The sequence below is a fragment of the Tardiphaga sp. 866_E4_N1_4 genome (assembly GCF_052076075.1).
Taxonomy (GTDB): Bacteria; Pseudomonadota; Alphaproteobacteria; order Rhizobiales; family Xanthobacteraceae; genus Tardiphaga; species Tardiphaga robiniae.
In genome coordinates, this window is the sequence record NZ_CP197242.1 from 5,041,551 (window position 1) to 5,053,894 (window position 12,344).

Genomic DNA, 12,344 nt, shown 5'->3' on the forward strand with positions numbered 1-12,344 from the left:
GCCCCGAACTCGTCGTTCCGGGACAGGACCGGCGGCAAAGCCGACGGGCATGGGCCCGGAACCTCGAAGTGTTTTGAACATATCGGGATTCCGGGTTCGCGTCCGGCCGGGCCGGCCGCGCCCCGGAATGACAGCCTAGTTCCAGCACCGCTGTAACTCCGCGGCCTGCGCCCGTGCCATATAGGTTCCCGACAGCCGCCGCACCCCCGGCCCCGGCGTCCGGGCGCTGCGGGTGACCGGATTGGGCAGGATCGCCGCCAGGAGCGCGGCTTCGCGGGCCGACAGGTTCGGGGCCGGCCGATTGAAGGCATATTCGGCGCCGGCCTGGGCGCCAAACTGCCCGGATGGGCCCATTTCGGCGATATTCAGGTAGATTTCCAGGATCCGCTGCTTGGACAGCATCAGATCGACCCATATGGCCAGCGGGATTTCGAGGCCCTTGCGGATCACGCTGCGGCCCGACCACAGGAACAGGTTCTTTGCCACCTGCTGGGTGATGGTGGAACCGCCGCCGGAGACTTCGCCGTCCTGGGCGTCCTCGATGGCGTTTTGCAGGGAATTCCAGTCGATGCCGCGATGGCTGCAGAATTTGGCGTCTTCGGACGCGACCACGCTGCGCGGCAGGGCCGGCGACATGGCCTTGAGGTCAACCCAGGTCCGCTCCACGGGGGAACCGGTGATCCAGCGCCAGGCCATCAGCGCCGAAATCGGCCGGCCGACGGCATAAAGCGGCGTCAGCAGATAGGGCAATGCGAGGAGCAGGATTCCGATCAGGATGAGGCGGCGGATAAGGCGCAAGAGGGGCGTTCCCGGTCGGAGCTATGCCGCTGATAAAGCGGGCTTTCCCCGCTCTTTTCAAGCCGGTTAAGCTTGCCGCGACCAATCGCGGCGGGACGCCGCAGGCGCAATTGACGTGGCCTTTGCCATAGAGGATTGTCCGGCCAAATTGTTCTGGAGCTATTCTTAATGTCGACCGGTGCTTCCACCAAAGATTTTGCCTCGCGCCTGGACCAGACCGCGGACGATACCGAAGCCGTACTGACCAAAGTGCTCGCCGATGGCGTGTTACCCGATGAAATCGCCCGGCCGAAGCGGCTGATGGATGCGATGCGTTACTCCTCGCTCGGCGGCGGCAAGCGGCTGCGTCCGTTCCTGGTGGTGGAGAGCGCGGCGGTATTCGGCGTGCATCGCGAGCAGGCGCTGCTGGTTGGCGCCGCCCTCGAATGCATCCACTGCTATTCGCTGATCCACGACGATCTACCGGCGATGGACAACAGCGACCTGCGCCGCGGCCGCCCGACCCTGCACAAGGCGACCGACGATGCCACCGCAATCCTCGCCGGCGACGCGCTGCTGACGCTGGCTTTCGACATTGTCACCCGCGACGAGATCCATTCGGATGCGACGGTGCGCCTGCTGCTGACTCGCGCGCTGGCGCGCTGCGCCGGTCTCGGTGGTATGGTCGGCGGCCAGATGCTCGATCTCGCCGGCGAAGGCCGCTTCGGCGACAAGGGTCCGGTCGACGTTGCACGTGTGCAGCAGATGAAGACCGGTGCGCTGCTGCGTTACGGCGTCATCGCCGGCGCGCTGCTCGGCCAGGCCACGCAGAAGGAATACAAGGCGCTCGACGATTACGGCCGCGCGCTCGGCGAAGCCTTCCAGATCGCCGATGATTTGCTCGACGTCGAAGGCGACGCCGCTGCGCTCGGCAAGCCCGCGGGCGCCGATGCCGCGCTGAACAAGACGACGTTCGTCACCCAGCTCGGCGTCGAGGGCGCCAAGAAGCGTGTCGCCGATCTGATCGCCACCGCCGACGCATCGCTGTCGATCTTCGGCGCCAAGGGCGACGTGCTGCGCGCCGCCGCCCGCTTCGTGGCCGAGCGCAAGAACTAAGGAAGCCCTGATCATGTCGGAGACGGGCAAGGATCTCGATGAGCTCCTTGTCCGTTTTCGCAAGATGCCGGCGCCGCTCCGCGTCGTCTATGGGCGACCGCGCACGTTTCTGGCGCTTCTGATCGGCATCGTCGCCTTTTTCGTCCTGCCGTCGTCGCTGCGGCTGGTGACGCGTCTGCTGATCGGCTGGGACGTGTTCATCGCGTTCTATCTCATGCTGGTCTACGGCATGATGCTGTCAAGCGGCGGTCAGAAACACATCCGCCGCAACGCCGCCTTGCAGGACGATGGCAGTTTCATCATCCTGCTGGTGGCGGCGCTGGGCGCCTTCGCCAGCATCGCGGCCATTGTCTTCGAACTTGGTGAGGGTCATCGCACGGGCTGGGAGTTGACGCTGGCGATCGTCACCATCGCCTCGTCCTGGGCCGCGGTGCACACGACTTTCTCGCTGCACTATGCCCATCAGTTCTATCGCGGCGCCAAACCCGGCGGGTTGGCATTTCCGTCTGGCGATGACGACACGAAGGAACAGCCCGATTATTGGGACTTCGTGTATTTCTCTTTCGTCATCGGCATGACTGCGCAGGTCTCCGACGTCGGCATCACCGTGAAGAGCATCCGCCGCACCGCCACGGCCCATGGCATCGTCTCCTTCATCTTCAACACCGCGCTGGTGGCGCTGATGGTCAATATCGCGGCAAGCGCGATCTGAGCTTCGACCTCTCCGCCGTCATTGCGAGGAGCGAAGCGACGCGGCAATCCAGAAGGCCACAAGCGAAGTAAGACTGGATTGCTTCGTCGCTTCGCTCCTCGCAATGACGATCGCATTGACCTCACTTCTCATCCGGGCAAATTAGGCACGCAAAGGATGCCGCCCGCGTGGAAGCCAAATTTCAGATTTTCCTGGTTTTGATCGCTGCGCTCGCAGGTACGGCGTGGCTGGCCAAGCGCGTCAGCATTGCCCCGGCGATCCTGCTGCTGCTGGCCGGCATTGCACTGGCCTTCGTGCCGGGCATGCCCTCGATCCAATTGCCGCCGGACGTGGTGCTGCTCGGTGTGTTGCCGCCGCTGATCTATTCGGCCTCCGTCGCCATGAGCTGGCGCGAATTCCGCGCCAATCTGCGCATCATCACGCTGCTCGCGGTCGGCTGCGTGATCTTCACCGCGTGCCTCGTCGCCACCGCGACGCATTATCTGATCGGGCTGCCGTGGTCCGTCGGCTTCCTGCTCGGCGCCATCGTCGCGCCGCCGGACGTGGTGGCGCCGCTGGCGATTGCGCGAAAGATCGGCCTGCCGCGCCGGATTCTTGTGGTGCTGGAAGGCGAGGGTCTCGCCAATGATGCGACGACGCTGATCCTGTATCGCTTTGCGGTGGTGGCGATCACCACCGGGGCGTTCTCGCTGCCGAAGGCGGCGGGCACTTTCGTCGCCATTCTCGCCTGCGAACTCGTCTTCGGCCTCGCCATCGGCTGGATCAGCCTGCGCATGCGTCACCGCGCACGCGATCCGCAGGTCGAGATTACGCTATCGCTGCTGACGCCCTATGTCGCCTATCTCATTCCCGAACATTTCGGTGGCTCCGGCATCATCGCCACTGTGGCCTGCGGTCTCTACATTTCCTGGAACGGCCCGCTGCTGATCTCGGCGGCGACGCGTCTGCAGGGCATCTTCTTCTGGGATTTGGTGATCTATCTGGTCGAGGGTCTGCTTTTCCTTTTGACCGGCTTCCAGATGCGGGCGCTGATCGAGAAATCGAAGGCGTTTCCGTTTGCCGAGATCATGTGGGCCACGGTGCTCGTCACCGTCGTGATCATCGTGGCGCGTTTTGTCTGGGTCTATGCGGCGATTTATGTGCCGCGCTGGCTCAGCGCAGACCTGCGCAAGCGCGATCCCGCGCCGAACTGGCAATGGACCTTCGTCGTCGCCTTCACCGGCGTGCGCGGTGCCGTATCGCTCGCCGCTGCGCTGGCGCTGCCATTCACGCTGGTCTCGAACGAAGGCTTTCCGTCGCGCGACCTGATCCTGTTCGTCTCCTTCAACATCATTCTCATCACGCTGGTTGGCTTCGGCCTGTGCCTACCCATCGTGGTGAAGTGGCTCGGCGTGACCAAAATCGGCCGCGAGGAATATATCGCCGAGCACGAGGCCGAGCTCGCGACACGCCGTGAGGCGCTGGCCACAGCCCTGGCGCGGCTCGATGCCATGACCGACGATCGCGAACTGTCCGACGAGGTCGTGAAGCTGCTGCGCGCGCGCCACGAAAGCCGGTCGAACCAGTTACCGGGCGAGCTCGATCCCGACGTCGACGTCTCGGCGGTGGGCATCGATCTGGTGCGCGAACTCATCAAGGCCGAGCGCAAGTTTATCCACGCGCAACTGCGCGACGGCAAGATCACCGACGAAAGCAGGCGGCGGATCGAGCGCGATCTGGATCTGGAAGAGGCCGGCTTGAGCAACCGGGAATTTCGACGGATTCCGCTGTAGCGTCGCTCAGCGGATGCGCTCGGTGAAGACCGGCTCGAAGAAGCGCCACTCGTCGTAATAGGCATCGGGAAGCCTGTAGGGCTGGCAGTTCTCGAGCGCACGCATGCAACTCATCTGATACGCCTTGCTATAGGGCGTAGTCGAGGTGATCGATATCGGGCGCGCCTCATCGATCATGCCATCGCGATTCAGCTTGATCACGAAGATCGCCTCGATCGGCTCCTTGCCGCCACCACCGGGCTTTTTCCAGCATCGCTCCACCTGGGCTTTGAAGAGTGGTCCCCAGTGAGCTGCAGCGTTGCCGGTCCGCTTCGGCACCTGAGGGGGCGCTGCCGGCGGCGTCTGCTGTGATGGCGCGATGTCAGGCCGCGTGAAGCGGCCAGGCAGGCCAAACATCTGAGCGTTGCAAGAGGCTGAGGAGACAAGAATGAAAAAGGCGCCGGCGACCGTAGCGTTCGGCCCGGGTGCCAATCCGAATAAGCGATTGCCGAGACGCAAGACTGCCTCTTCACGTGCTGTATCCTAAAATAAAACCATAGATTGAAATTATCGCCATGGCAGCAAAAATGTGCTAAACATAATCGATGACCCGTCAGGATATCGAACTCATCCTTGAACAAGTCGCCACCTGGCCGGAAGAGGCGCAGGAAGAGTTTTTGACGTCGTTCAATGAGATCGAGGCAAAGCACGTCGGTGTCTACCAATTGAATGACGAAGAGCGGGCTGCCGTGCTCCGCGGTCTTGCTGAAATGCGAGCTGGCCAGTTGGCTAGCGAAGAAGAAGTTGGGGCTCTCTTCAATCGCTTTCGCTGATGAAAGTCAGGTGGTCTAAGACCGCCCTGATCGAACTCGAAGAGATTTTCCTTTATATATCCGAGCGCAATGAGGCGGCTGCACGTGCCGTTGTGGCTCGTATCGAGCGGGTTTGGGCACAACTCGAACAATTCCCGTTCTCAGGTGTGGCTACGAGCGAAGACGAGGCCCGTATGCTGCCGATCGTGCGCTATCCGTTTTCGATCTTCTATGCAGTTGACGAAGGCTTGGATGAAGTCGTGATCCTTCATGTCCGTCATACGGCACGAAAAAAGCCGGCGACGGATGATCCGGTCGCCGGCTGATTTTGGAGCAGCTGCTTGAATTACTCGGCCGCGGTCACGACTTCCGGTGCCTTGGCGTTGGCGCCGTAGCGCTGATCGATATAGTCGATCACCAGCGCCTTGAAGTCGGCCGCAATGCTCGGGCCGCGCAGGGTGCGGAATTTCTCGCCATCGACGAACACCGGAGCGGCCGGGCTTTCGCCGGTGCCGGGCAGTGAGATGCCGATATTGGCGTGCTTGGATTCGCCGGGGCCGTTGACGATGCAGCCCATGACCGCAACGTTGAGGTTTTCGACGCCCGGATACTGCGTCTTCCAGCCTGGCATCGAGTCGCGGATGAAATCCTGGATCGAACGCGCCAGTTCCTGGAACGTGGTCGAGGTGGTGCGTCCGCAACCGGGGCAGGCTGCAACCAGCGGCACGAAGGTGCGGAAGCCCATAGTCTGCAGCAGTTCCTGCGCGACCTGAACTTCCACCGTGCGATCACCGCCGGGCTCTGGCGTCAACGAGATACGGATGGTGTCGCCGATGCCCTGCTGCAGCAGAATGCCCAGCGCGGCCGAGGAGGCGACGATGCCCTTCGAGCCCATGCCGGCTTCGGTCAGGCCAAGATGGATCGCATAGTCGGAGCGCGAGGCGAGCGTCTGATACACCGCGATGAGGTCCTGCACCGCCGAGACCTTGGCGGACAGGATCATCTTGTTCTTCGGCATGCCGAGTTCTTCGGCGCGGGCCGCCGACAGCAATGCCGACTGCACCATCGCTTCACGCGTCACCGCGCGGACGTCCTTCGGGTTCGCGGACAGCGCGTTCTCGTCCATCAGCTTGGTGAGCAGTTCCTGATCGAGCGAACCCCAGTTAGCGCCGATGCGGACGGCCTTGTTGTTCTTGTTGGCGATCTCGATGATGTCGGCGAACTGGCTGTCACGCTTGCTCTTGAAGCCGACATTGCCGGGATTGATGCGGTATTTGTCGAGTGCCGCGGCGCAGGCCGGATATTCGGCGAGCAGCTTGTGGCCGATGTAGTGGAAGTCGCCCACCAGCGGCGTGGTGATGCCCTGCTTGTCGAGCGCCTCGCGGATATGCGGAACGGCGGCGGCAGCCTCGTCGCGGTCGACGGTGATGCGGACCATTTCCGAGCCCGCGCGCGACAGCGCTGCGACCTGGTCGATGGTGCCCTGGATGTCGGCCGTGTCAGTGTTGGTCATCGACTGCACGACGATCGGGGCGCCGCCGCCGACAGCGACGTTGCCAACCATGACCTGTGTGGTGAGGTGCCGGGGCGCCGGACCAGCGATATCAGACGGAATTTCAATCTTGTTCATGGGGTCTCGAATATCAGATTTAGATGACATCCAGCAATGCGTTAGTGGTCTAGGCCCTGACCGGTCGGTTAACGAGAACCAGCCCGGCGATGACCAATAGCGCAGCGAGGCCGAAGGCGGGGGTCAGATGGTCGCCCATGATGAGATAGCCCGCCGCGACGCCAAACAAAGGGGTGATGAAGGTAAAAGCCGACAATTTGCTGGCGGAATAGGTCTTGATCAGCCCGAACCAGAGCAAAAACGTGAAGCCGACCACCCAAAAGGCCTGAAACGAGAGCAGGGACAGCGCCAGCGGACCGGGAACCCGGGTCACGGTCTCGCCCGCCAGCAGCGCCGCCAGACCCAAAATCGGGACAGACAGTCCGACCTGGTATCCCAGTGCCTTCTCGGGCGGTGCGTAGAGGAGTGGCGTCATCTTGACCACCAGCGTGGTCGCAGCCCATAGCCCCGCACCGGCGACGATCATCAGATCCCCGATCAGCACATCGGCGGTGACGTCGGGCTGCGGGACGCCGATCGCCACGGCGACACCGGCAAAACTCACCGCGAGTCCGGCCCATTGCACCGGGCGCAGGCGTTCGCCCAGGAATTGATAGGAGCCGAAGGCCACGAAGAACGGCATCGTGTAGAGGAAAACCGCGGCCCGTGAGGCCGTCGTGAATTGCAGGCCGTGAAAGATCAGCACGAATTCGATGCCGAACAGCACGCCGGCAAACAGGCCTGCTTTCAGCGTGCCGTCGCGTTCGAACAGCTTGACGCCGCGCATGCGCGCAATGGCCAGGATGACCAGCAGTGCGCCGGCCGAGCGCAGCATCGCCTGCGTGTAAGGCGGGATATCGTGCAGCACCAGCTTGATGGCGATCTGGTTGAAGCCCCAGGTCAGGCACAGCATCAGCACGAGGGCGATGGCGCCGGCGGTGAGTGCGCGTCCGCCGGGTGGGCTGATAATGGTTTCTGCAGACATGAAGCCTCGGACCCGGCTTGTCGCCGTGTTGTTATGGGATCGTCACGCCTGACAGTGCGCGCAGGTTCCGGTGATTTCGACAACAGACAGTTTTGGGACGAAGCCAGTCGTCCGTGCGGCGTCATTCAGGCTCTGCGCGACCTTCGTGGCCGGCACTTCGCCGACCGACCCGCACTGGTCACAGATCAGAAACGCGACCATCGAGGCCGTGCCGTGGTCGTGCGCGCAGGCCAGAAAGGCGTTGCGGCTCTCGATGCGGTGAACGAGGCCGTTCTCCATCAGGAAATCAAGTGCGCGATACACGGTGATGGGTGCCGGACGCGAAGTGGTCTTGGCCAACTCATCGATGATCTCGTAGGCCCCAAGCGGCCGATGGCTCGCGAGCAGCGCTTCAAGCACCTGCCGGCGGATCGGGGTCAGCTTTTGCGATCGGGCCGCACAGACATGCTCGGCATGATGCATCGCGTCCGCCGTACAGCGGTCGTGATCGTGGCCAGGAGCCGGGAAAGTTGGTTTCGGAACTGCCATATGGAGGTAGCTTAACCCGTTGGCTGTGATTGTGCCCGTCTTTTTGGCGCTGGGCCCCAGTCTTACACCAAATCCAGCGATAAACGACGAGCGTTCCCTGCAGATGGGGCGCCGACCGGTCGATTGCAAAGGTTGAACGGGCATACCGTGCCGGATCAGGTCGCGCTTCTGCGCAGATCCGATGGCGAGGTTGCATATCGGCGCCGGAATGTCCGGTTGAAATACGACAAATCGTTGAAGCCGGCCTCGTCGGCGATCTTCCCGATCAGCTCATCGGCCCGCAATGGGTCGAGTAGCAGTGCATGAGCAAGGGCCAGACGCCGTTCGAGCAAATATTCCGACAGGCTGAGGCCGTGTTCGCGAAACAGCTTGCGGACATAATCAGGCGAGATTTTCTGAGTCGCCGCCAGTGTTTCGGCCGAGAGGTCGTGATTTCCGAGACTTGCTTCGATGGCTGCCTTGATCGCATGCAAGCGCAACATGCGGGTGCTGGAAGGTGGAGATGTCTCGGAGCGGTTCTCGCAACCGATCGTCAGAAGTGCGATCAGGCTACACAGATCGGCCACGACATGGTGTTGAAGATGGGTGGGGGCGGACCCGTCAAGGTCGATTGCTTCCTGACAATGCGCCATCAACAGCCGCAACGTCTGAGCCTCCAGGAGGACAGGTCGCATGAGCCAGGCGCCGAGATTGGGCACCTTGATCGACAGTGCAGCACGGTCGATCTGAACGATCAGATGCTGTGTCTCACAAGATGACGTATGCCAACCGGCGTCCCTAGTTGTCATCAAGACCGCATGGTCCTGCTCGATGATTTCTTCGCGGCCATGCTGCGATGCGCGAGCGCGACCTTTCAGAACGACTGCAAAGACGACATCGTCGAGCGATGACGCAGTCGCAGCATCGAGCATGCGATCGTTCGCCGGAAATCCCGTGCCGATAAAAACAATCGCGCCGGGCAGCCTGTGCAATGCAGTATCGGTTGAAAACGGGGTGTCCATCGGAAAAGGGGATTCGACGTTGAATGTCAGGCGCCCGAATTGGAGCTGCGGTGTCGGCAGATTTTCGGAAGCAGCCGCGATTAATGAATCGGGCGTTTCGGGACCGGGCCCTGAAGTCACGAGGATCAGTCCTGCAAGCATTGAACTACATCTTGGTCGTGCCAGCGCCGGATCACGTTCATAATGATCGCAGCTAGCGCGCTTTTGGGTATTTCTGTCTTTGATAGTTCGTGATGCGCCATGTGGCCTGAACGCAACAAGCAGAACGAATTGCGGTGCCAGTCTCGCCCAGTCCTGCCGCGTCGCGTCCGTTCCAAGTCGCTGATGTCTCATTCAACTACACATCATCGAAGCAGGGCCTTCGGCCTGCCTTTGTTGACCTGTTGTTGAGGAGACTGATGGTGAAACGCACCGTATTGGCCGCTGCAGGCCTCGCCATCGTGGCGTTTTCGTCGACCGCCGGCGCTGCGGATCTGTCGCCCCGCATGTATACCAAGGCGCCGGTTCTGGTGGACCCCGGCATCAACTGGACCGGATTCTATGTCGGCCTCAACGGCGGCTACAGCTGGGGCAAGGGCGACGCCACTTTCCTGCCAGGCACCGCCTTTGCGTCGCCGGTCAAGCAGGATGTCAATGGCGGCCTCGGCGGCGGCCAGATCGGCTATAATTGGCAGCTCGATCGCACATGGGTCGTCGGTCTCGAAGCCGATATCCAGGGGACCGGTGAACGTGGCAGCGCGAACTCTCCAGTGAGTTCGCTGCGGACCACCTTGCCCGGCGGTGACTTCAATCTGTTGACGCAGACATCGGCCAACAGCTCTTGGAGCTTCCCGTGGTTTGCGACCTTCCGCGGCCGCGTCGGCCTGCTGGCAACGCCGGATCTGCTCCTCTACGGCACCGGCGGTCTCGCTGTCGGCGAGGTCAAGTATTCGACACAGACGACCGTAACCGGGCAGCTGTTCGGGCCGGGATCGCAGGGTACGACACCGGCCAGCGCCGCCGTGACGGTTCCCGGCGCGTCACTGTCGGAATCGCAGACCCGCGTCGGCTGGACCCTGGGCGCCGGTCTGGAAAAGAAGTTCGGCACCAACTGGTCGGCCAAGCTCGAATATCTGTATCTCGATCTCGGCTCGGCGACCTATTTCGGGGGGACGGCCAACCAGACCTCGGTCGGCTTCCATGACCACGTCTTCCGCGCCGGCATCAATTACGCCTTCAGCCCGGCTGTTGTGGCCAAATACTGACCCTTTCGACCCTCCTGACGACTTCAAGCCCGGCCTCGTGCCGGGCTTTTTGCTGTGCCGCCTATTCTGGGGAGGTCCGGGAGATCTAGCCATGCGCTTGTCGCGGGGCTGCGTCGTATCGTCCACCGATGCGTTATTCATAAGCTTGCTTATAATAAGCTAAGTTTATGGAGCGCCTCCATGTCCTGCCAGCCTGACACCGGCACCGATTTTCTGTCCGCCTTGTTCGAGACCCAGCGCATGTTGCGGCTGCTGGCCGACAAGGAAGCGCGCCAGTTCGGCATGACCCGCGCTCAATGGGCGGTGCTCGCCAAGGTTGAGCGCAATGAGGGCCAAAAACAGACCGACCTCGCCGACGCCATGGAAATGGCGCCGATCAGCCTGACGCGGCTGATCGACAAGCTCTGCGACAGCGGCCTGATCGAACGCCGCAATGACGACACCGACCGCCGCATCAAGCGCCTCTATCTCACCGAGGCCGCGCGCCCGTTGACGGCAAAGCTGGCGGTGCTGCGCGGCAACCTGATGCAGGTCGCGTTCGACGGCGTGAGCGAGGCCGACATGCACCAGCTGGTCGCGCATCTCGAAACCATCAAAGACAATATCCGCGCTGCGCTGAACCCCGCAGCCACAAAGACCAAGGAACAAGTCTATGGCTGAGCCCGTGCTGAAATTTCCCGACAAGGATGCGCCCGAGGGCGGATCCGATGGCACCGCGATGACGCAGCGTCAGGGTCTGACAGGATTTTTGAAGCGCTATCGGCGAACGTTGCTGCTGGTCGTACTGCCGGCCATCGTTCTTGTTGGCGGCGTTGCGTTCTATCTCTCGGGTGGCCGTTATGTCGGTACCGACGACGCCTATGTCGGCGCGCAGAAGGTGCTGATCACGCCGGATATCTCCGGCAAGGTCGACAAGGTCGTGGTGCGCGAAGGCCAGCATGTCAAAGAAGGCGACGTGTTGTTCGAGATCGATCCGGTCCCGTTCCGGCTGGCGCTTGACGATGCCAGGGCCAAGCTGGCGCAGGCGAAAACCACCTATGACAACCTCGTCAGCAACGTGAAGATCTATGGCCAGATGCAGGATCTGGCGCAGCAGGGTGTCGACTTCAAACAGCGCGACGTCGAACGCAAGTCGACTCTGGTCAAGAGCAACTTCGGCTCGCAGCTCGATCTCGATAATGCGGCGACCGCGGCGGTGACCGCGAAAGCACAGCTCGAACTCCTGAGGCAGCAGCTCGCGACCTCAATGAACCAGTTGCTCGGCAATCCCGACCTGCCGCTGGCCCAGTTCCCGCCTTACGCGCAGGCGCAGTCGGCGCTCGATCAGGCGCAGCGCAATCTCGACCACACTGTGCTGAAGGCGCCGATCTCCGGTGTCGCGACGCAGGTCGATAACATCCAGCTCGGCCGCTTCGCGATGGCCGGCACGCCGATCCTGACGGTGATCGACGACAACAGGCCATGGGTCGATGCCAATCTGAAGGAATCCGATTTCACTTACATCGCCGTTGGCCAGACCGTGGAGATCGATGTCGATGCGTTCCCGAACCACGCCTTCAAGGGCACCGTCGGTTCGCTGAGCCCCGGCACCGGTGCGCAATTCGCAATCCTGCCGCCGCAAAACGCCACCGGCAACTTCGTCAAGGTGGTGCAGCGTGTGCCGGTGCGAATCTATCTCGATTACAACGATCCGTTCGTGAAGCGGCTCAAGGCCGGCATGAGCACTTACACGACCATCGATACCAAGCATCATCGCTCGCTGGCGGGCCTGCTCGGCCTGTCATCGGCCAAGGCTGCTCAGGACTGATC

General features: G+C 62.1%; 14 protein-coding genes. 8 read left to right on the top strand and 6 right to left on the bottom strand.

The genetic code is table 11. The features are described from left to right. Positions 1–135: 135 nt before the first annotated feature. Positions 136–798 (bottom strand): monofunctional biosynthetic peptidoglycan transglycosylase, encoded by a 663-nt coding sequence (gene mtgA, locus AB8B20_RS24275; RefSeq protein WP_439073325.1) that lies wholly within the window; start codon positions 796–798, stop codon positions 136–138. Between the two features lie 168 nt (positions 799–966). Between mtgA and AB8B20_RS24280 the strand changes: the two genes are divergently transcribed. The 3 genes from AB8B20_RS24280 (at position 967) to AB8B20_RS24290 (ending at position 4,377) form a co-directional block, all read left to right on the top strand. Continuing rightward, positions 967–1,893: a polyprenyl synthetase family protein gene (locus AB8B20_RS24280; RefSeq protein ID WP_089262697.1), complete on the top strand. Its 927-nt coding sequence runs from the start codon at positions 967–969 to the stop codon at positions 1,891–1,893. 13 nt (positions 1,894–1,906) lie between these two features. Continuing rightward, complete coding sequence (locus AB8B20_RS24285) at positions 1,907–2,605, top strand: DUF1345 domain-containing protein (RefSeq protein WP_089262695.1); 699 nt, start codon at positions 1,907–1,909, stop codon at positions 2,603–2,605. Positions 2,606–2,772: 167 nt separating this feature from the next. Then, complete coding sequence (locus AB8B20_RS24290) at positions 2,773–4,377, top strand: Na+/H+ antiporter (protein WP_439073324.1); 1,605 nt, start codon at positions 2,773–2,775, stop codon at positions 4,375–4,377. 6 nt (positions 4,378–4,383) lie between these two features. On the opposite strand, the gene AB8B20_RS24295 is transcribed toward AB8B20_RS24290, so the two are convergent. Next, entirely contained in the window at positions 4,384–4,773 is a 390-nt protein-coding gene (locus AB8B20_RS24295) for a hypothetical protein (RefSeq protein WP_120288293.1), read from the bottom strand. A 188-nt stretch (positions 4,774–4,961) separates the two neighbouring features. Between AB8B20_RS24295 and AB8B20_RS24300 the strand changes: the two genes are divergently transcribed. Further along, positions 4,962–5,189 (top strand): hypothetical protein, encoded by a 228-nt coding sequence (locus AB8B20_RS24300; RefSeq protein WP_439073323.1) that lies wholly within the window; start codon positions 4,962–4,964, stop codon positions 5,187–5,189. Beyond that, positions 5,189–5,494: a type II toxin-antitoxin system RelE/ParE family toxin gene (locus tag AB8B20_RS24305; protein ID WP_439073322.1), complete on the top strand. Its 306-nt coding sequence runs from the start codon at positions 5,189–5,191 to the stop codon at positions 5,492–5,494. The genes AB8B20_RS24300 and AB8B20_RS24305 overlap by 1 nt, the downstream gene beginning before the upstream one ends. Positions 5,495–5,514: 20 nt before the next feature. On the opposite strand, the gene ispG is transcribed toward AB8B20_RS24305, so the two are convergent. The 4 genes from ispG to AB8B20_RS24325 all read right to left on the bottom strand — a co-directional run bounded on the left by ispG (position 5,515) and on the right by AB8B20_RS24325 (position 9,624). After that, the gene (gene ispG, locus AB8B20_RS24310) at positions 5,515–6,798 is read right to left on the bottom strand and encodes a flavodoxin-dependent (E)-4-hydroxy-3-methylbut-2-enyl-diphosphate synthase (protein ID WP_089262692.1); all 1,284 of its coding nucleotides are present in this window, start codon (positions 6,796–6,798) and stop codon (positions 5,515–5,517) included. Between the two features lie 49 nt (positions 6,799–6,847). After that, entirely contained in the window at positions 6,848–7,762 is a 915-nt protein-coding gene (locus AB8B20_RS24315) for a DMT family transporter (protein ID WP_439073321.1), read from the bottom strand. 42 nt (positions 7,763–7,804) lie between these two features. After that, complete coding sequence (locus AB8B20_RS24320) at positions 7,805–8,290, bottom strand: Fur family transcriptional regulator (RefSeq protein WP_092139844.1); 486 nt, start codon at positions 8,288–8,290, stop codon at positions 7,805–7,807. A gap of 155 nt (positions 8,291–8,445) precedes the next feature. Then, on the bottom strand, positions 8,446–9,624 hold the full coding sequence (locus tag AB8B20_RS24325) for a helix-turn-helix domain-containing protein (protein WP_439090673.1): 1,179 nt from the start codon (positions 9,622–9,624) through the stop codon (positions 8,446–8,448). 65 nt (positions 9,625–9,689) lie between these two features. Between AB8B20_RS24325 and AB8B20_RS24330 the strand changes: the two genes are divergently transcribed. The 3 genes from AB8B20_RS24330 to AB8B20_RS24340 all read left to right on the top strand — a co-directional run bounded on the left by AB8B20_RS24330 (position 9,690) and on the right by AB8B20_RS24340 (position 12,342). Next, positions 9,690–10,535: an outer membrane protein gene (locus tag AB8B20_RS24330; protein WP_439073319.1), complete on the top strand. Its 846-nt coding sequence runs from the start codon at positions 9,690–9,692 to the stop codon at positions 10,533–10,535. A 180-nt stretch (positions 10,536–10,715) separates the two neighbouring features. Next, positions 10,716–11,195, top strand: coding sequence for a MarR family winged helix-turn-helix transcriptional regulator (locus AB8B20_RS24335; RefSeq protein WP_089262682.1), 480 nt, complete (start codon positions 10,716–10,718; stop codon positions 11,193–11,195). Then, positions 11,188–12,342, top strand: a complete 1,155-nt coding sequence (locus AB8B20_RS24340; RefSeq protein WP_439073318.1) for an HlyD family secretion protein — start codon at positions 11,188–11,190, stop codon at positions 12,340–12,342. Before AB8B20_RS24335 ends, AB8B20_RS24340 begins: the two co-directional genes overlap by 8 nt. The last annotated feature ends 2 nt before the right edge of the window (positions 12,343–12,344 follow it).

Coding starts and splice junctions, on each gene's coding strand:
- AB8B20_RS24330 (WP_439073319.1), top strand. CDS start 9,690: ATGGTGAAACGCACCGTATTGGCCGCTGCAGGCCTCGCCATCGTGGCG.
- AB8B20_RS24340 (WP_439073318.1), top strand. CDS start 11,188: ATGGCTGAGCCCGTGCTGAAATTTCCCGACAAGGATGCGCCCGAGGGC.
- AB8B20_RS24280 (WP_089262697.1), top strand. CDS start 967: ATGTCGACCGGTGCTTCCACCAAAGATTTTGCCTCGCGCCTGGACCAG.
- AB8B20_RS24300 (WP_439073323.1), top strand. CDS start 4,962: ATGACCCGTCAGGATATCGAACTCATCCTTGAACAAGTCGCCACCTGG.
- AB8B20_RS24295 (WP_120288293.1), bottom strand. CDS start 4,773: ATGTTTGGCCTGCCTGGCCGCTTCACGCGGCCTGACATCGCGCCATCA.
- AB8B20_RS24335 (WP_089262682.1), top strand. CDS start 10,716: ATGTCCTGCCAGCCTGACACCGGCACCGATTTTCTGTCCGCCTTGTTC.
- AB8B20_RS24320 (WP_092139844.1), bottom strand. CDS start 8,290: ATGGCAGTTCCGAAACCAACTTTCCCGGCTCCTGGCCACGATCACGAC.
- AB8B20_RS24305 (WP_439073322.1), top strand. CDS start 5,189: ATGAAAGTCAGGTGGTCTAAGACCGCCCTGATCGAACTCGAAGAGATT.
- ispG (WP_089262692.1), bottom strand. CDS start 6,798: ATGAACAAGATTGAAATTCCGTCTGATATCGCTGGTCCGGCGCCCCGG.
- AB8B20_RS24315 (WP_439073321.1), bottom strand. CDS start 7,762: ATGTCTGCAGAAACCATTATCAGCCCACCCGGCGGACGCGCACTCACC.
- AB8B20_RS24325 (WP_439090673.1), bottom strand. CDS start 9,624: ATGAGACATCAGCGACTTGGAACGGACGCGACGCGGCAGGACTGGGCG.
- AB8B20_RS24285 (WP_089262695.1), top strand. CDS start 1,907: ATGTCGGAGACGGGCAAGGATCTCGATGAGCTCCTTGTCCGTTTTCGC.